The following is a 17,647-nucleotide window of genomic DNA, read 5'->3' as shown; positions in this document are numbered from 1 at the left end:
AATGGCTGAAGTACTTCATCACGATAACCACGGACACGATGAGCATCATCATCACGATGATACTGACATCACCGTCTTTGGTTTCTGGACTTACTTGATGAGTGACCTTGTCCTGTTCGGTACACTCTTCATTGCGTTCGCTGTTTTGAGTAGCCACATTCCTGTGGGTACTCCAAGTGCGAGAGACCTGTTTGGCGACTCTTTAGGTTTCGTTCTTACTGAAACCTTCGCCCTCTTGATCTCTTCTGTAACCTTTGGTTTTGCAGTTCTTGCTGCATACAAAAAAGACGTTGCAAAAGTACTGACTTGGTTAGCGATTACTTGGGTATTCGGTGCTATCTTCATCGGCATGGAACTATATGAATTCAATCATCTAGTTCATGCGGGTCACGGTCCAAGCACAAGTGCGTTCTTATCTGCGTTCTTTACTTTGGTAGGTACGCACGGTATTCACGTAACTTCTGGTCTGGTCTGGATGATCGTGCTTATGGTTCAAATCAAGAAATATGGTTTGACTCTTGCAAACACGCGTCGTCTAGCTTGCCTAAGCTTGTTCTGGCACTTCCTTGACATCGTTTGGATCTGTGTATTCAGCGTAGTTTACTTGATGGGAGTTCTGTAATGAGTCACGATCATAACGCTGCTGGCGAATCACACGGTAACGTTAAGCAATATACTGTTGGCTTTATCCTTTCTGTCATCCTTACCGTAATTCCATTCGGTATGGTGATGGCAGGCGGTTTTGGCCGTGGTATCTTGATTACTGTCATCGCGATTACTGCGGTTGCTCAGATTCTTGTGCAGTTAATTTACTTCCTGCATATGAACTCTTCTTCAGAGCAACGCTGGAACGTGATTGCATTCGTGTATACCATCTTAACTATCGCTATTCTTTTAGTGGGTTCTGTATGGATCATGAATTACCTACACTACAACATGATGATCTAAACTGGTCGTCATGCTGAAAAAGTATTTATTCCTGACTAAGCCAGGAATTCTCTTCGGTAACTTTGTTACCACTTTGGGTGGCTACTTCGTAGCCACCCAAGGTTCTGTAGATTTCCTTCTCCTGCTTATTACCCTTCTCGGTACTACGCTTGTCGTAGCATCAGGATGTGTGGTCAACAACGTGATTGACCAGGACATCGACCAAAAAATGCAGCGCACCCAAAACCGTGCTCTGGTCACCAAAACCATTTCCGAACCTGTTGCCCTGGCCTTTGCTCTGGTATTAGGCATCGTTGGTTTTAGTCTTTTATGGTTCTGGGTAAATGCGTACGCTTTCTTATTCGCGGTGATTGGTTTTGTCGTATATGTTGGTTTCTACAGCCTATGGACAAAACGAACCACAATTCATCAAACTATTGTAGGCAGTATTTCTGGTGCAGCTCCGCCTGTCATTGGTTATACCGCAGTAGCCAATCAATTTGACCTTGGTGCGTTACTGATCTTTTTAGGTTATGCGCTATGGCAAATGCCTCACTCATGGGCGATTGCGATTTACCGCTTTGATGATTACAAAAATGCAGGCATTCCGATTCTGCCTGTAGCGCGTTCGATTCATCGTACCAAGATTGAATCACTGGTTTATGTGGTGTTATTCACGCTGACCATGAATGCGTTATTTGTCTTTGGTTATGCCAACTGGTTCTATGCAGTGATTTTAAACTTACTGTGCATTTACTGGTTATATATCGGTGTCATTGGATTTAAAGCTGAAAATGATCAACTTTGGGCAAAGAAATATTTCTTGTTCTCGGTGATCCTGATTACTGTCATCAGTATTATCTTTAGCTTTACCTCAACTGCGCCATCTACACAGATTGTGTTTTTTTAAAAAGATAGAGTTAGTCTCTATCTTTTTTTATTTTGATTTTCCTATCCCCCATTCCAAGTATCTGTAGAGCAGAATCAAAATCTCTGCTTTAGAACCTCCCTCTCTTTTCTTATCTCTGATAAATTTACCTATTTTTGACTTTAGCCTGACATTGATAGTGTTTATGCAGATTTTAAGTTAGAAAAAGTCACTTGATATTATCGATAGCACATTTACTGAATTTAAGCAGTCGAACCCTGATGTTTAAAGTTGATGTGGTTTTCTATTAAAAGATCTGACTATAGATATAATTTCGCAAAAATCTCTTATTTGGTTGAAATTATCCCTAAAGATCACTACAATTCCCCCTTCGCAAACACTGCGACACAACTTTGGTTGTGACTCCTTGCTTCAATTTACTTAAATTGGGGCTGTCCAAACCGTAAGGAGCTGACAATGCGTCATTACGAAATCGTACTTTTAGTACACCCTGATCAAAGCGATCAAGTCGTTGGTATGGTAGAACGCTACCTAACTCACATCAAAGAAGCTGAAGGTCAAATTCACCGTCTTGAAGACTGGGGCCGTCGTCAATTGGCTTACCCAATCAACAAGATCCACAAAGCTCACTACATTCTTATGAATGTTGAGTGTGGTCAAACTACTCTTGATGAGCTTGAAGAATTGTTCCGTTATAACGACGCAATCATTCGTAGCCTTATCATCCGTCGTGAAAACGCTATCACTGAAGAGTCACTATTGGCGAAGAGTGCTGAAGAAAAACGTGCGCGTAAAGCTCAACGTGAAGAAGCACAACACGCTCAAGACTCTGCTGAAGCTTAAGGAGAACATAACATGGCACGTTTTTACCGTCGTCGCAAGTTCTGCCGCTTTACAGCTGAGAACGTTACGTACATCGACTACAAAGATATCGACACTTTAAAACAGTACATCACTGAAAACGGCAAGATTGTTCCTAGCCGTATTACAGGTACTAAAGCTCGTTACCAACGTCAATTAGCGTTAGCTATCAAACAAGCTCGCTACTTGTCTTTGATCCCTTACACTGACAATCATAAGTGAGGTTGAGCTGTGGATATTATCTTATTACAACGCATTAAAAACCTAGGTAAACTAGGCGATAAAGTTTCAGTTAAAGCTGGTTACGGCCGTAACTTCCTTATCCCTCAAGGTATGGCAGTTGCTGCAACAGAATCAAACACTGCTGCTTTTGAAGCTCGTCGTGCTGAACTTGAGAAAGCTGAAGCTGATGTTTTAGCTGCTGCTCAAGCACGTGCTGACCAATTGAACGAAGTGAACATCGTTATCACTGCGAAAGCTGGTGACGAAGGTAAACTATTCGGTTCTATCGGTACTCGTGACATCGCTGACGCGTTGACAAATGCTGGTCTAGAAGTAGACCGTGCTGAAGTACGTCTTCCAAATGGCGCGCTTCGTCACACTGGCGAATTTAACATCGCAATCCAATTGCACCATGATGTTACTGCAGAAGTTCTAGTTACTATCGTAGCTGAGTAATTTCTCGCCTCAAAAAGAGCATGCGAAAGCATGCTCTTTTTTTATCTCTAAAAAATATAATCTAGCCAACACTGTCAAATTCATTTTATTATTCGTGTTTACAAAAAATTGCACTTCGCATTTTTGATCAGAGCGCGTATCATTTCATCTCGTAGTGAATAAACGCTATTCATCTCCGACGATATTTAACCATTGTATTTAAAATCAGGGATTTATATGTCACAGGCGAATGCCAGCAAAAAGGTAGCTACTGCTAAACCAGAAATTGTTACTGAAAATAGCAATCTCAAGGAGTTCCGTACTCCACCCCACAATTTAGCAATTGAACAGGCTGTACTTGCTGCCCTTATGACTGTGGCTGAATCTTTTGAACAGGTCGGTGATGTGCTGACCGAAAATGATTTTTATGCCACCCGACATAAATATATCTTCCGTGCTATTGAGCAGCTCTCTAAAGAAAACTCGCCTTATGATGCGGTTCTGGTGCATGACTGGCTGATCAAACAGAATTTACTCGATGCAATTGGTGGCGAAGAATATCTGATGCAGTTAATGGCAGATTCGCCATCGAGTTTCTATAACCTGGAAACTTATGCAGGCAAAATTAAAGAATTCTCTACCCTGCGTAGTATGATTAAAGTCAGCTCTGAAATTTTACAAAATGCCTATGACACCAAAGGCCGTACTGTCAGTGAAATTCTGGATCTGGCTGAGACCAATATTTTCTCGATTGCCGAACAGCATAATAACAATGCCAAAGCGCAAGGGCCTAAGCCGATCAACTCGGTGGTCGCGGACGTATTCGACAAATTAAATGAACTGTCGCAAATGGAAGGCAGCATTACCGGTTTAACTACTGGTTTTGTGGAACTGGATAACAAAACTTCCGGCATGCAATCCGGTGACCTGATTATTGTCGCAGCGCGTCCTTCCATGGGTAAAACCACCTTTGCCATGAATCTGGTCGAAAGTGTTTTATTCAATAACAACCTGCCTGCTCTGGTCTATTCGATGGAGATGCCAGCCGACTCCATCGCCATGCGTTTGATTTCGTCATTTGGTCGCGTGCACCAAGGGCATTTACGTTCCGGTAAAATGGACAGTGATGAATGGTCAAAAGTCACCAGTACCATTGTGCATTTACAAGAAAAAAATCTGTATATCGATGATTCTTCTGCGCTACCACCAACAGAATTACGTGCCCGTGCGCGTCGTATTGCCAAAATGCATGGCGGAAAGCTGGGCTGTATCATGGTCGATTACTTGCAGCTGATGAAAGTACCCGGTATGGGCGATAACCGTGTCGGCGAGATCTCGGAAATCTCCCGAAGCTTAAAAGCTTTAGCGAAGGAAATGCAATGTCCGGTAATTGCCCTGTCACAGCTCAACCGATCGCTGGAAAACCGTCCAAACAAACGTCCGGTGATGTCCGACTTGCGTGAATCCGGTGCGATCGAGCAGGATGCCGACTTGATCATGTTTATTTACCGGGATGAGGTTTATAACAAGGAATCTAAAGAAGCTGGCACTGCCGAAATTATTATCGGTAAACAACGTAACGGCCCGATTGGTACCGTGCGTCTGGCATTCGAAGGTCAATATACCCGCTTTAGTAATCTCTCGCCTGAGTTCTATGCTCAGTATGATGACGAAGAGTAATCAGGCTCTCGTCATCACATTTCCATCGTCCCTCTAGGAGTAATTTAGGGTGCGCCAAGCTACAGTTTATATTGACAGCGCTGCGCTGCAATATAATTTAAACCGTGTCAAAAAACTTGCCCCAACCGCGAAAATCGTCAGCATGGTGAAAGCCAATGCTTATGGACACGGAGTTAAAGACTGCTTAGCAGCCTTAAGCGAAACCGATGCCTTTGGTGTCGCCTGTCTGCAAGAAGCCCTGGAAATTCGTGAATTGGGCTATCTACAGCCAATCACGCTTATCGAAGGTGTTTTTTCAGCCGATGAGATGCCAATCGTAATCGAACAAAATATTGAAGTCATTGTGCATCAACAGGCTCAAGTCGACTGGTTAATTGCACATAAAGATGCCTATATCGCCAAAGAACTTAAAGTCTGGGTCAAACTGAACAGCGGCATGAACCGATTAGGTTTTAAGATTGATGTGATCAAAGATGTAATTCATACGCTAAAAGTCGAAGGCTTTACTTGCGTGCTAGCCATGCATTTTGCCAATGCCGATGCCGAGCATCCACTGAATGATGAACAAATCCGTCAATTCTTAGAAATTAAAAATGACTGCGCGCCAATTTTAGCCTCTTGCTGTAACTCGGCAGCCATTTATAAATATCCAGAATTGCATTTTGACTATGTCCGTCCCGGGATCATGCTCTACGGCGCGACGCCTTTTGCAGACCGTGATGTACATGACTTGGATCTAAAACCGGTCATGACCTTTACTGCCGAGATTATTGCCTTGAATGAGATTCAAACGGGTGAGCATGTCGGTTATGGTTCAACGTTCACCGCAGATCAAGACATAACTTTGGCCATTGTTTCAATTGGCTATGGTGATGGCTACCCTCGCGCTTTCCCTAAACAGAACTATGTCGCGATTAATGGCCAGCAAACTCGCGTGATCGGCCGCGTAGCGATGGATATGATCGCTATTGATGTCACAGGGTTAGAAGTGCAATTGGGCACAGAAGTCGAACTTTGGGGTAAAACCCGTCTGGTGGATGATGTGGCTGAAGCGAATGGCACGATTGGTTATGAACTATTATGCCGACTGAGCAATCGTCCACTACGCAAAATGGTCTGATCTAGTCTTCAAAGTAAAAAAAGCCCAACATAGGTTGGGCTTTTTCTTTAGGCTGACTTTTGTTCTTCGCCCTGTTCTATGCATAATTGCATTAATAAGGCATCGACATGGCTTTGCTGAAAGGCAAAAGGATTAAAGTCATCAAATCCCATTTCCCGACAGAATTGCTGGATCTGACTGCGTTTGGAAATATATTTCATGGACCAGTCCGGGAAACTTGGATATTCAATTTCCTTGGTCTCAAATAATTTAATATCCTGATGGCGTGGATCTTTATTTAATCGCTCCACCAATAGACTTTTTAAAGTGAGACATTCACCTTCCAGACATTGAAAAAAATGACCATCTGCGAAATACAGTACACCTGTCACTTGATGCTGATAATTAAAATCACGAGCTTCTTTCAGGATATGCGCCAAATCTTCGAGTAAGTCAGTTTTGGGAGAAGTACTTTTACTGGCGTAACAAAATTGGTACATGCGCTAACTTCTCTATTTTTATTATGCTGAACCGCATAGAAGTTAACACTGTACGCGAAAAACCTGACTCACGATAGGTTTTTATAAGAAATACTCATTAGAGGGAACTGGAAGTTCTGCCAGTCCTTTTTTCAAGGTCTCTGACCATTGCCGGCTGATTGCCGTGAAATACTCATCATCTTCGGCAATACGCTTGCCTCGTGGCATGATCAGACTGTCTTTTTTATAGACCAGCACATCGAGTGGCATACCGACCGATACATTGGAACGTAGGGTCGATGCAAATGAAATCAGGGAACAGCGCAAAGCTTCATCCAGCGGCATATCATAAGTCAGCGCACGATCCAGGATCGGCTTGCCATATTTACTTTCACCAATCTGGAAATACGGCGTATCGCGTGTGGCACAGATAAAGTTCCCTTGCGGATAGACATGATAAAGCTGCATATCCTGATCTTTAAGTTGTCCACCGACCAGCAGATTACAATAGTAATTGCTTTGTTCCGAAATATCGCTCGTAACATTCGCAATCACTTTTTTCAGCATACTTCCCACCAGCTCAGCAACATCAAACATGGTGTGCAGACTCAAGATATTGGGTTCCTGCTTCAGTTCGAGCTGATTTTTGATATGACCAATTACGGCTTGTGTGGTTGCCAGGTTTCCGGATGCCTGTATGACGATCATACGTTCCCCAGGAATACCAAAGGTATACAACTTTCGAAATACAGAAATGTGATCTACTCCGGCATTGGTCCGGGTATCACTGATAAAAAGCATACCTTGCTCTAAACGTAGTGCACAACAATACGTCATTCATTCGTCCTTATTAACATCCTAGCACTTGAACGATGGAATGCATGGATTCCACACCGCCCTTTTCTCTAACACCGCGTACCGGTGCCACATCCCAATAATCCCGTCCAATCGCCACATAAACATGCGAACTTGGAGTAAACAACAGATTACTGACATCAAAACAATACCATGTCTGGTCTACAAACACCTCTGCCCAAGCGTGACTGGCCAGATGCGAAGCATTTTGTGCATATAAATAACCAGACACATAGCGGGCAGGTAAACCTAGATATTTGCACATGGCAATGAAAATATGACTATGGTCCTGACAGACGCCCTGTCTGGACTCAAAGGCATCTATTGCAGAGCCTTGCACCGAGGTACTATTGGAAATATAAGGCACATGCTCCAGCAAGGCCTGCGCCAGTCCAATCAAATGCTGACGGGTTAATGCAGGAACATGACGTTGTGCAAAATCTTTCATTGCTGCATTACATTGTGTCGATTCGGTCGGCTGTAGAAAAAGATTAGGATTGATTGAATCATTCAGTCCACTCTGATGCGCAGGATTCAGTTCAACAATCCCTTGCGCCATGATAGTCAGGGAATAATAAGGCTCCCGCTGGCTACAGGTCATCCACAGATTATGAAATGCATCTTTCCGGATTTCTTTATTACCCGGTACACTGATATCCCAGGAATGAACCCGCTGATGCGCATTGCTCGAAGGCATCATTTTAATGTACTGAATACTGTTCCTCACCTCGGCCGTGTACATATAATGCGTTTGGTGATTCACCATCAATTTCATACATCTGCCTCAAACAGTTGATGAATATGGTCGCTAAACTGGTAAAACTGAATCCGGTTCGGTTCTGTACGCAACTGCTCCCAGTACTGTTCCAGATCATTCCAGCCCATCTCCACCAGAATTCTGACCACATAATCAATCTTGCAGAGTGTAGTACTGGTTTCTTCACCCAGGCGTAACTGGTGATCGAGCTGTTCTACACATTGCCCTAAACTGAAAAACAGAAAGATATCGGAAGATTCAGCCTCCAGAATATCTTCACATTCCGTTACCACTTCACAGATATAACCGGCATTTTTGTCTGCGGTTTTGATCAGTTTCATCAGTTCTGCATAGCCTGAAGCAGACAGTACCCCGCGTAATTCCTGAATATTGTCTTTGGCAACTTTAAACTGCTGGCTAAAAGATGCTGCTTGTGTAGGATCCAGTACCAGCTCATTTAAAGAACTGGCATCAAAGGCAGGTAAACAAAAAGCATGGGCATACGCCACTGCCGCTTCGTCTTCTAAAAATGGAAAGCGCGCACATAAAAAATGAGTGCGAGATAAATAACGCCCTAACCAAAAGATATGTTGCGCATTGCTATTCAGCAAAACCATGACATTTTCCTTCTTTGGAATCTTATGAATGTAAATTGTCGACTACCCAAGTATCTTTGATACCGCCACCTTGTGATGAATTCACCACCAATGAGCCGGGCTGCATCGCCACACGTGTCAAGCCACCCTGTACGATTTCAGTACGATAAGGCGAACTCAATACAAACGGGCGTAAGTCGATATGACGTTCAGCAATACCAAAATTGGTCAAAGTCGGACTAACCGATAAGTCCAAAGTTGGCTGCGCAATATATAAATGCGGCGCAGCTAAAATTTTCTCCCTGAAAGTTTCAATTTGCTGTTTAGACGCTTGTGGTCCAATGAGCATGCCATAACCGCCCGAACCCTGCGCTTCTTTCACCACCAGCTGATCCAGATGAGCCACGACATAGTCTAATTCTTCAGAATTACGACATTGATAAGTCGGAACATTTTTTAGAATTGACTGCTCGCCCAAATAAAAACGAATCATTTTGTCGACATATGGATAAACCGATTTGTCATCTGCCACACCGGTTCCCGGTGCATTGGCAATCACAACATTATTTTGCAAATAAGCTGACATCAAGCCAGCGACACCCAAAGTGCTATCCGGTTTAAAGCATAAAGGATCAAGAAACGCATCATCGACCCTTCTATAAATAACATCGACTCGTTGGCGACCACGTATGGTTTTTACATAAACCTTCGAGTCATCAACAAAAAGGTCACGTGATGTTACCAATGGTACATCCATCTCCCTTGCAAGGAAGGCATGTTCATAGTAAGCGCTATTAAAACGTCCTGGGGTCAGCACCACGACAAATGGCTTGTCGACGTAGGCATTTTCGATCAGGATTTCTTTCAATAATTGTGGATATTGCTCGATTCCGGCAATCTTGGACTGCTCGAATACTTTCGGCATCAGTTTTTCACTGATCTTGCGGCATTCCAGCATATAAGAAACACCAGATGGCGTTCTGAGATTATCTTCTAAGACATAAAACTCGCCCTTGGAATCACGGATCACATCGATCCCGCTAATCTGGCTATAAATCCCGCCTTTCAAGCTATGTTGATACATATGCGGCTGATAGGCCTCATGAGTTAAAATCTGCAACTCAGGAATAATATTGGCTTTTAAAATGTCCTGTTGATGATAAATATCATGTAAGAATAAATTTAGCGCCCGTATCCGTTGTGCCGAGCCTAAAGCCACCATATTCCACTGCTTCCGGTCTATGACTCGCGGAATGATATCGTAGGGAATGGTGCGTTCTACGCCTTCTTCATCGCCATAAACGGTAAAGGTAATACCGTGATGTAAAAAATGTTCTTTTGCTACCTGATTCAGTGCATTAAGTTCATCCAGCGTATGTTGTGATAACCATTCTTCCAGTCTGTGACCAGCCTGACTGGACAACACATGTTCATCCTGCATTTCATTAAAGAACTTTGAAGATAACTGCTGCAGTAAAAGTTGTGGATTCGTTGTAGTAGATACCGCTGTAGTTTTAGTGTCTATAAAATTTTTTCCAATATTCTGGGAACTAAATTTATCAATTGTTTCAATCACATTTGTATCCTGATTTCCTTTAAGCATACAAACCCTCGTATTATCATCTATTATAATTAAATCAAAGCAATATCCATGCCATGACATCTGTATTTCAATTACCATTAATCTAATAAATGCCCTTTGAACTCAATGCCATTTTCGACCAAGTTGTTTTAGAATTGTAGGACAAATGTTGCACAGAGGGACTTGCGAAAAAATGAGAGTTTTTTTATTGTGTTAAGCTAAGCCTAAATCCCCTCTTCTTTATTGCCAGCAAAATAAATTATGTCAGCACAAGAAAAAGAAACTTCAAACAGTCTATATCGCCAATGGCAAATCTTGTCGCGTCTTTCTACCGGCAAATGGATGGGAACACGTGAATTACAGGAAATCCTCAATCGTGAAGGCATCGATATCAGTCTGCGCACCATTCAGCGCGACCTGAATCAGATTGCTCAACGCTTTCCGATTGAAAGCAGTAAAACCACGCCGCAAGGCTGGCGTTGGCGTTCAGATGCGCCGCTGCAAAGTTTGCCGCATATGACCAGCTCGCAAGCGGTCACTTTCATGATGGTCGAAGAACATTTAAAACATCTGCTGCCACCGAGCCTGATCGAGGAAATGAATCCGTGGTTTGATCTGGCACGACGCAGTCTTTCTTCCCAGAACAATGTCCGGCAATGGATTAACCGCGTACGCATTGTTCCGGCTACCCAACCCCTGATTCCACCTGTGGTAGATAAGGCTGCGCAGCAAGCGGTGTATGAAGGTCTGTTACAGGACAAACAGCTGGAATGTGTGTATCAGGGCCGCGGTCATAATAGCGAAGAAAAAACCTATATTCTCAATCCTCTGGCATTGGTACAAAAAGGGTCAATCATCTATCTGGTGTGTACCCGTCATGACAAGTCCGATATCCAGACCTTTGCCCTGCACCGCTTTAAATCGGCCGTCGTGCTGAATTCACGTGCCTTGCATCCGGTCAATTTCGATATTGATGAGTATATTGATTCTGGTGCGCTGGGCTTCCGGGTGGACTTCAACCACCCTACTGAAAATGTCACGCTAAAACTCAGGATGTCGGAATCGGATGCACATTACTTTGAGGAAAGCCAGCTCAGCAAAGACCAGAAAATTGAAAAAATGGAAGATGGCATGTCGCTGATCACTGCTACCGTGCCATTTACCTCGCAACTGGTCTGGTGGCTACGTAGCTTTGGTAAAAAGATTAAACACATTGAACCGAGTATTGTAGCCAATGCAGTCGATCAGCCGGATGAAGAAAAGCCTTAATCACACAGGCTTCATCCAGATTCTTTTAGGTATTCCAGAATAAAAAAATCCCCAAAGTGGGGACTGGAGAATTTTGCTTATATTTTTGTTCTTGTTGTAGTGAGCTGTCGCTGTGCCAAGCTACTTTTCTTTAACACCCCAAAATGTAGCTTGGATGAAACATCAATATTTAAAAATGACTGAGACATAAGCAAGCCAGCTCAGCATTATTAAAGCGAATGGATTTTTTGGTCATGGTTTAAGACTCCTATAAAGTGAATAAACCGACTATAAAGTCATCCGCCTTACTTGTGAAATAAATAGAATGCATGTCTTTTGCAGATTTTTTCTATAGGACTTTTTTCGAAAAACTTATCTGTAATCGCTGCTGATTTATTGCCTGGCTTAATAGCATTTTCGGCAAGTGGATAAAATCGAATAACAATTCTCTGCTTGTATAAGATACCTCGCTCTGCACATCATAAAGCCCTATAGAAGTAGAAATAGGGACTTAATTTTACAATGGCTAACCCTGCTCAATTAGTACGTCACAAGCTGCTCAATACTTTCTTTTCCCGCCATTCGGTCTGGTTTGCCTGCATTCTGATTGCAGTGATTTTTACCACATTTCATATCGGTTATTCGCCGCGTTATATCTATTATTTTATGCCGCAAACGTTGGTGAATACCCTGTGGATCCTGAGCATTCTGCTGAGTCTGCTGGGTTTGTATGATGTACTGCAAAACAAACATTCTATTCTGAAAAATTACCCCATCATGGGACATTTCCGCTTTATCTTTGAGGAATTCCGTCCGGAGATTCGTCAGTATTTTATTGAAGCCGACCGCGATGCACTGCCCTTTTCCCGTATGCAACGCAGTCTGGTGTATCAGCGAGCGAAAAATGAAAATTCAGATAAACCTTTCGGCTCGATTCTGAATGTCTATGAAGATAATTACCGCTTTGTTAGTCATTCCATTACGCCCTGCAAAGTTGCCGATCCGCAGACTTTTCGCATTCTGATTGGAAATGAGCAATGTACTCAGCCCTTTTCAGCTTCTATTTTAAATATTTCAGCCATGAGCTTTGGCAGCATGAGTGCCAATGCGATACGAGCCCTTAATCTCGGTGCTAAAAAAGGTGATTTTTTCCATGATACTGGAGAAGGCAGTATCAGTCCCTACCATCTGGAATATGGCGGCGATCTGGTTTGGGAGATTGGCAGTGGTTATTTTGGCTGCCGTACTTTAGATGGGCAGTTTGATCCGGAACGTTTTGCTGCACAAGCCAAATTACCCCAAGTGAAGATGATTGAAATCAAGCTTTCGCAAGGTGCAAAACCTGGCCATGGCGGTATTTTACCTAAAAGTAAAATTTCGGAAGAAATTGCCCAAATTCGAGGCATAAGCCGTGATCATGATTGTGTGTCACCTTCGAGTCATCCGGCATTTAGCACACCGATTGAAATGATGCATTTCATACAAAAATTACGTGAACTTTCCAACGGAAAACCGGTCGGATTTAAGCTGTGTCTGGGTCAACCGTGGCAGTTTATGAGCATGGTCAAAGCCATGTTACATACCCAGATTTATCCAGATTTTATTGTGGTTGATGGCTCTGAAGGTGGAACGGGAGCTGCACCCATTGAATTAATTGACTATGTTGGCGCCCCTTTAAGAGAAGGTTTGCTGTTTGTACACAATACCCTTGTTGGTGCAGGATTGAGAGATAAGATCAAAATTGGTGCAAGTGGTAAAATAATTAGTGCATTCGATATTGCCAGTACGCTTGCCATTGGTGCAGACTGGGTCAACTCGGCCCGGGGCTTTATGTTTGCAGTGGGCTGTATTCAGGCTCAAAGCTGTCATACCAATCAATGTCCGGTTGGGGTCACGACCCAGGATAAAGATCGCCAGAAAGCCTTACATGTGCCGACCAAGGCCGAACGGGTATTTCATTTTCATAAAAACACCTTACATGCTCTGTCTGAACTGATTGCTTCCGCAGGTCTGAAACATCCTTCAGCCATTAAGGCGCATCATCTGGCACAACGTGTGAATAATCACGAAATAAAAAACTTTGCGCAGATTCATTTTTGGCTGAAAGAAGGCGAATTATTGTCCTGTGAAAATAAGGATGAGGAGAACTTCTACTTCAGGATGTGGAACTTGGCCCAATTAGAAAAATTTTAATTTGATGCATTTAAAATCAAAAAAGGCGTTTAATTCAAACGCCTTTTTTAATATTCAATTTTCACTCTATTAATAATAAGTTTTGCTGCCATGTGCATGCAGAAAGGCAGGAATCAGTCCCGTGAGTGCAGCACGAATATCAGCACGCTCATTGATTAACTGATGCGAACCTTCTTCCAGCATCAGCAAAGTCTGGAGCCGGAATTTACGTCGGATAAATTCGATATTATAACGCCAGTCCACAGTCTGATCCTGTGCACCCTGTGCCAGCCACACCGGAATACGACAAGCCGGACGCGCTTCCATTTCCAGCATCCAGCGTGACATCGCTAAAATCCAGTCCATGCCCATCATTCGCGGTTGTAATGGATCTTTAAGCCGGATAAAACGCAAAAACTCGGGATTATGGTTATTACGTCTAAAATGCCGGGGAACTTCACGTTTGATTCGACTAATAATGCCCAATCCGACCGAATTATGCCACCAAGCAGTTTTGGCGGGACGAATCAATGGTGATAACAGCAGAACTCGTTCCACAAAAGGATTTTCGCGACGCTGCGCAAATTCCAGTAAATGGTGCATCCAGATCGCACCGCCGGTACTCTGCCCGATGCCAACCCAAGGTTTCGGTAGTTGTGAGGCGTGCTGCACATAACGATGCACGGCATGTAAAACCTGCTGATAATGATCAAAATTCTGAATGCTGGCAGGTGAACCATCACTAAGACCATGTCCAGGCAGATCATAGGTCAATACACTAAAACCCTGTTCCAAAAGCTCTTTGACAATGGGCTGATAAATACCGCTATGTTCCAGATAACCATGCAGCAAAAAAGCGGTTCCCTGGATCTTGTCAAAGCGGGTATTTTCCAGATTCGGTTCAAACACCTGTACATGCAACCTGAATAAAGGCATCTGTACATAGCCCTGCCAGTGTTTGCAATCCAGCAAATCAAAACCATAAAGCTTGCGATAGGACTGCAGATCAATCGGCGGTTCATCACTACGATTCAAGTTTAAAGGTGGCAAGAGTTGAGGCGTAACATCCCGACTCGGAATGGGTAAATCCAGCTGTTTCAGAATGGTGGGATTTAAAAATGGGATATCAGACATTATGGCACCTCCCGACAGTCACTGGATCCAAACCACATGTCGCGCATGGTCGCCAACATTTCATAATTGGCACGACGACTGTGATCATAATTTTGTGCACTTGGACGCCATCGTGTCAATGGCGTTGGCATCGGCGCTTCTACCGGAATGGTTTGTATGCCATTTAAAGCAAATAAACGGCGGGTACGCGGCATATGATAACGATCCGTAATCAGAATCACTGTAGGCGCTCCACCTTTCTTTTGTAATAGTAATGAACTGAATCGGGTATTTTCACAGGTGTTCATGCTGCGATCTTCCAGTAATTTGGCATCGACACCATGATTTTTTAACCAGCGCTGCATATACGGCGCTTCGACCCCACTCAGAACAATCGGCAACTGATAATGTTTTTCTACTGCCAGCGTGGTTTCCAGACGTAGTCGCGTATAGTTATTGACGATGATCTCTTTGCCTTGGTCATCTAGGGTTAAGCCACCACCCAATACCACAATGGCATAAGGTTGGGAGCTATTCGCCGGTTTAGCCTGCTGTTGCTCTTGTAGTAAAGCCAAGTCCTGCTGGATTTCCTCTCCATCGGTTTCCTGTACCGAACTGGCTTCACCCTGCTCAAGTGGATGCGTCGTCAGAAACTCCATATATTGCTCAATGCGTTCCTTATTTTCACTACTGTCCCACTCCAGCAATTCCCGGACATTGGCTGTCGGATCGGCTGGTTCTGCATCTTCCTGTGAGGACAATAAGGGCACCTGAGCAGGTGGACTTTGCTCTGCTTTTTGATCTTGCTGTTCGCGCTGATATTCTTCAATCACCTGCTGCAGTGCTTTATAACGTGCCTGAATCAACATGAGGTTGGCCGAGTTATTTTGCTGGATATCCTGTTCCATGACCTTTAAATACGCCTGACGGGCAATCCACAAATCAGAGCCAGGTTCCAGATTTTCATGTTCGCTGAGTGCAGCCATTTTCTGGCTTTGAGCCGCGACTTCATTTAGCTCTAAGGAGACAAACTGGTTTAAGCCCTTGACGATCATTTTTGAGTAAAAAGGCGTATAAACCAACACCAGTAGACAGCCGCATAGCACAAACAGTCCAGTGACAATTTGTAGCAAACGTACCATCCAATGGGTGTTTTTCATGTTATTCCTCTTCCTGATGAGAACGGATCAAGCCATTTTTATCGAACAATACAGGTTCAGGCTCCAGCATTAGACTAAATTTTTCCCAAACTGACTGTTGTACTGCACGATACGTTTTACGGACATCGGTGAGAGAGGCCTGACCATAATTCACCAACACCAGCGCCTGTTTATGAAACATGCCGACAGGCCCCAACTGTTTACCCTTCCAGCCCGCCTGATCAATCAACCAGCCTGCTGCCAGTTTAACTTGAGCATTCGTTTGCTGGTAATGGGGTAAATTCGGGAAAGATACAGCAATTTGGTCAAAGACCGCCTGATCAACCACCGGGTTTTTAAAGAAGCTGCCCACGTTGGGAAATTCTTGTGGATCAGGCAATTTACTCTGGCGAATCTGGATGACCTGTTGCTGCAAGTTTTCTGCTGTGAGCTGATCACCGACCGCAGTCTTCAGATCACCATAATTCAGTTTCAAATCTGGCTGCTTAAGTAATCTAAAAGTCACATGGGTAATCACATAACGATTGGGATCATCTTTAAAAATACTATGCCGGTAGGCAAACTGACAATCTGCTGCCTGAATCGAAGCAAACTGTTTCAATTGTCGGTCATAGACCTCAACAGAATCGATGAATTCTCCGACTTCGACACCATAAGCGCCAATATTCTGTACTGGCGATGCACCGACCCGACCCGGAATTAAAGCTAGATTCTGTAGGCCATATAAACTTTGTGCCGTGGTCCAGAGCACGAAGTCATGCCAGCCTTGTCCGCCGCCTACACGTAAACGTTGCGACTGATCATCAGCATCCAGCATTTCAATGCCTTGAATATCCATATGCAGCACCAGTGCATCAATCTGCTCCGGCAACAACATATTGCTGCCACCTGACAGGATCAGTACATTGAGTTGCTGCTGTTCAGCAAAATCCAGTGCCGCCAGCAAATCAGCAGTGGACTGAATTTGGGCATAGTATGAAGCAACTGCTTCTAAATTTAAGGTATTAAAAGGTTTAAGTTGAACCTGGGTTTGAATCTGCATCGCTTAAACCTTGTGTAAATTCTGTTTAAAAATCTCAATCCAGGCCTGGCTGCTGGATTCACATTGATCAAGCACCCGCTCAAAGCCATCCGCTTCGCCATAATAAGGATCGGGTAAGGCCTGTTTTGGATAAATCTGATCATGTTCACTCATTAATGCCACGCGTGCACGTACATGACCAAACTGAGTTTCTGCCAGACGCTGTATGTTCTGGATATTGGATAAATTCTCCAGATCCATCGCCAGAATCAGATCATAATCAATAAAATCATGCGGAATAAGTTGACGTGCGCGAAGTGCTGAAAGGTCATAGCCACGTTTTAGTGCATGCTTCTGGCTACGCAAGTCCGGTGCCTTGCCCGGATGATAATTACTGGTTCCGGCAGAATCGACCATAATATTGAGTTGCTGTTCATCACAATAATGTCTGAGTACAACTTCTGCCGTGGGAGAGCGGCAAATATTTCCCAAACAAACACATAACACCTTATATGGCGTTCTGGATGACATAAACAACCTCAGAGTTACTT

At 43.6% G+C, this 17,647-nt stretch carries 19 protein-coding genes; 10 read left to right on the top strand and 9 right to left on the bottom strand.

What is annotated here, in order from left to right; all coding sequences use genetic code 11:
* Position 1 precedes the first annotated feature (1 nt).
* The 8 genes from cyoC to alr all read left to right on the top strand — a co-directional run bounded on the left by cyoC (position 2) and on the right by alr (position 6,134).
* Complete coding sequence (cyoC, locus tag NI470_RS02130) at positions 2-622, top strand: cytochrome o ubiquinol oxidase subunit III (protein ID WP_004278786.1); 621 nt, start codon at positions 2-4, stop codon at positions 620-622.
* A complete protein-coding gene (locus NI470_RS02125; RefSeq protein ID WP_004645410.1) occupies positions 622-948 on the top strand; it encodes a cytochrome o ubiquinol oxidase subunit IV in 327 nt (108 codons plus the stop codon). The genes cyoC and NI470_RS02125 overlap by 1 nt, the downstream gene beginning before the upstream one ends.
* 10 nt (positions 949-958) lie before the next feature.
* Positions 959-1,837: a heme o synthase gene (gene cyoE, locus NI470_RS02120; protein ID WP_253147526.1), complete on the top strand. Its 879-nt coding sequence runs from the start codon at positions 959-961 to the stop codon at positions 1,835-1,837.
* Positions 1,838-2,272: 435 nt separating this feature from the next.
* Positions 2,273-2,659: a 30S ribosomal protein S6 gene (gene rpsF / locus NI470_RS02115; protein ID WP_004278789.1), complete on the top strand. Its 387-nt coding sequence runs from the start codon at positions 2,273-2,275 to the stop codon at positions 2,657-2,659.
* A 12-nt stretch (positions 2,660-2,671) separates the two neighbouring features.
* Positions 2,672-2,899 carry a 30S ribosomal protein S18 gene (rpsR, locus tag NI470_RS02110; protein WP_004278792.1) on the top strand — a complete coding sequence of 76 codons (228 nt, stop codon included), beginning with the start codon at positions 2,672-2,674 and terminating at the stop codon, positions 2,897-2,899.
* A gap of 9 nt (positions 2,900-2,908) precedes the next feature.
* Positions 2,909-3,355 carry a 50S ribosomal protein L9 gene (gene rplI / locus NI470_RS02105; RefSeq protein WP_004645413.1) on the top strand — a complete coding sequence of 149 codons (447 nt, stop codon included), beginning with the start codon at positions 2,909-2,911 and terminating at the stop codon, positions 3,353-3,355.
* A gap of 216 nt (positions 3,356-3,571) precedes the next feature.
* Positions 3,572-5,014, top strand: coding sequence for a replicative DNA helicase (dnaB, locus tag NI470_RS02100; RefSeq protein ID WP_005247269.1), 1,443 nt, complete (start codon positions 3,572-3,574; stop codon positions 5,012-5,014).
* 49 nt (positions 5,015-5,063) lie between these two features.
* Positions 5,064-6,134, top strand: coding sequence for an alanine racemase (alr, locus tag NI470_RS02095; RefSeq protein ID WP_253147527.1), 1,071 nt, complete (start codon positions 5,064-5,066; stop codon positions 6,132-6,134).
* Positions 6,135-6,181: 47 nt separating this feature from the next.
* Here alr and NI470_RS02090 read toward each other — a convergent pair whose 3' ends face one another.
* From NI470_RS02090 to NI470_RS02070, 5 genes are all read right to left on the bottom strand, one after another.
* Positions 6,182-6,613 carry a BLUF domain-containing protein gene (locus tag NI470_RS02090; RefSeq protein WP_253147528.1) on the bottom strand — a complete coding sequence of 144 codons (432 nt, stop codon included), beginning with the start codon at positions 6,611-6,613 and terminating at the stop codon, positions 6,182-6,184.
* 81 nt (positions 6,614-6,694) lie between these two features.
* A complete protein-coding gene (locus tag NI470_RS02085; protein ID WP_159516005.1) occupies positions 6,695-7,429 on the bottom strand; it encodes a proteasome-type protease in 735 nt (244 codons plus the stop codon).
* Positions 7,430-7,442: 13 nt separating this feature from the next.
* Complete coding sequence (locus NI470_RS02080) at positions 7,443-8,222, bottom strand: transglutaminase family protein (protein WP_004278799.1); 780 nt, start codon at positions 8,220-8,222, stop codon at positions 7,443-7,445.
* Positions 8,219-8,821 (bottom strand): alpha-E domain-containing protein, encoded by a 603-nt coding sequence (locus NI470_RS02075; protein ID WP_253147529.1) that lies wholly within the window; start codon positions 8,819-8,821, stop codon positions 8,219-8,221. Before NI470_RS02075 ends, NI470_RS02080 begins: the two co-directional genes overlap by 4 nt.
* A 22-nt stretch (positions 8,822-8,843) precedes the next feature.
* Positions 8,844-10,403, bottom strand: a complete 1,560-nt coding sequence (locus NI470_RS02070; protein WP_253147530.1) for a circularly permuted type 2 ATP-grasp protein — start codon at positions 10,401-10,403, stop codon at positions 8,844-8,846.
* A gap of 240 nt (positions 10,404-10,643) precedes the next feature.
* Here NI470_RS02070 and NI470_RS02065 point away from each other — a divergent pair, with 240 nt between their 5' ends.
* Together NI470_RS02065 and NI470_RS02060 are read left to right on the top strand one after the other, a co-directional pair.
* Positions 10,644-11,651 (top strand): helix-turn-helix transcriptional regulator, encoded by a 1,008-nt coding sequence (locus tag NI470_RS02065; RefSeq protein WP_005263274.1) that lies wholly within the window; start codon positions 10,644-10,646, stop codon positions 11,649-11,651.
* A gap of 501 nt (positions 11,652-12,152) precedes the next feature.
* A complete protein-coding gene (locus NI470_RS02060; RefSeq protein ID WP_004278804.1) occupies positions 12,153-13,823 on the top strand; it encodes an FMN-binding glutamate synthase family protein in 1,671 nt (556 codons plus the stop codon).
* 69 nt (positions 13,824-13,892) lie between these two features.
* On the opposite strand, the gene NI470_RS02055 is transcribed toward NI470_RS02060, so the two are convergent.
* Genes NI470_RS02055 through NI470_RS02040 form a run of 4 tightly spaced genes read right to left on the bottom strand, consistent with a single transcriptional unit; the run spans position 13,893 to position 17,627 of the window.
* Positions 13,893-14,936, bottom strand: a complete 1,044-nt coding sequence (locus NI470_RS02055; RefSeq protein ID WP_005263275.1) for an alpha/beta hydrolase — start codon at positions 14,934-14,936, stop codon at positions 13,893-13,895.
* Positions 14,936-16,075: a YdcF family protein gene (locus tag NI470_RS02050; RefSeq protein WP_005263276.1), complete on the bottom strand. Its 1,140-nt coding sequence runs from the start codon at positions 16,073-16,075 to the stop codon at positions 14,936-14,938. Before NI470_RS02050 ends, NI470_RS02055 begins: the two co-directional genes overlap by 1 nt.
* Before the next feature lies 1 nt (position 16,076).
* Positions 16,077-17,117 (bottom strand): UDP-N-acetylmuramate dehydrogenase, encoded by a 1,041-nt coding sequence (murB, locus tag NI470_RS02045; RefSeq protein WP_005263277.1) that lies wholly within the window; start codon positions 17,115-17,117, stop codon positions 16,077-16,079.
* Between the two features lie 3 nt (positions 17,118-17,120).
* Entirely contained in the window at positions 17,121-17,627 is a 507-nt protein-coding gene (locus tag NI470_RS02040; RefSeq protein ID WP_005263278.1) for a low molecular weight protein-tyrosine-phosphatase, read from the bottom strand.
* Positions 17,628-17,647: the final 20 nt, after the last annotated feature.

This window comes from Acinetobacter lwoffii, from assembly GCF_024129115.1.
Classification (GTDB): Bacteria; Pseudomonadota; Gammaproteobacteria; order Pseudomonadales; family Moraxellaceae; genus Acinetobacter; species Acinetobacter lwoffii_T.
Note: the sequence above shows the minus strand (reverse complement) of the source record. Positions and strands in the feature narration are given on the sequence as shown.

Excerpts from the sequence above, each read along its gene's own strand:
- NI470_RS02125 (WP_004645410.1), top strand. The coding sequence starts at position 622 with ATGAGTCACGATCATAACGCTGCTGGCGAATCACACGGTAACGTTAAG.
- rpsF (WP_004278789.1), top strand. The coding sequence starts at position 2,273 with ATGCGTCATTACGAAATCGTACTTTTAGTACACCCTGATCAAAGCGAT.
- NI470_RS02065 (WP_005263274.1), top strand. The coding sequence starts at position 10,644 with ATGTCAGCACAAGAAAAAGAAACTTCAAACAGTCTATATCGCCAATGG.
- rpsR (WP_004278792.1), top strand. The coding sequence starts at position 2,672 with ATGGCACGTTTTTACCGTCGTCGCAAGTTCTGCCGCTTTACAGCTGAG.
- cyoE (WP_253147526.1), top strand. The coding sequence starts at position 959 with ATGCTGAAAAAGTATTTATTCCTGACTAAGCCAGGAATTCTCTTCGGT.
- NI470_RS02060 (WP_004278804.1), top strand. The coding sequence starts at position 12,153 with ATGGCTAACCCTGCTCAATTAGTACGTCACAAGCTGCTCAATACTTTC.
- NI470_RS02080 (WP_004278799.1), bottom strand. The coding sequence starts at position 8,222 with ATGAAATTGATGGTGAATCACCAAACGCATTATATGTACACGGCCGAG.
- dnaB (WP_005247269.1), top strand. The coding sequence starts at position 3,572 with ATGTCACAGGCGAATGCCAGCAAAAAGGTAGCTACTGCTAAACCAGAA.
- NI470_RS02090 (WP_253147528.1), bottom strand. The coding sequence starts at position 6,613 with ATGTACCAATTTTGTTACGCCAGTAAAAGTACTTCTCCCAAAACTGAC.
- NI470_RS02070 (WP_253147530.1), bottom strand. The coding sequence starts at position 10,403 with ATGCTTAAAGGAAATCAGGATACAAATGTGATTGAAACAATTGATAAA.
- NI470_RS02055 (WP_005263275.1), bottom strand. The coding sequence starts at position 14,936 with ATGTCTGATATCCCATTTTTAAATCCCACCATTCTGAAACAGCTGGAT.
- NI470_RS02040 (WP_005263278.1), bottom strand. The coding sequence starts at position 17,627 with ATGTCATCCAGAACGCCATATAAGGTGTTATGTGTTTGTTTGGGAAAT.
- cyoC (WP_004278786.1), top strand. The coding sequence starts at position 2 with ATGGCTGAAGTACTTCATCACGATAACCACGGACACGATGAGCATCAT.
- murB (WP_005263277.1), bottom strand. The coding sequence starts at position 17,117 with ATGCAGATTCAAACCCAGGTTCAACTTAAACCTTTTAATACCTTAAAT.
- NI470_RS02050 (WP_005263276.1), bottom strand. The coding sequence starts at position 16,075 with ATGAAAAACACCCATTGGATGGTACGTTTGCTACAAATTGTCACTGGA.
- NI470_RS02085 (WP_159516005.1), bottom strand. The coding sequence starts at position 7,429 with ATGACGTATTGTTGTGCACTACGTTTAGAGCAAGGTATGCTTTTTATC.
- NI470_RS02075 (WP_253147529.1), bottom strand. The coding sequence starts at position 8,821 with ATGGTTTTGCTGAATAGCAATGCGCAACATATCTTTTGGTTAGGGCGT.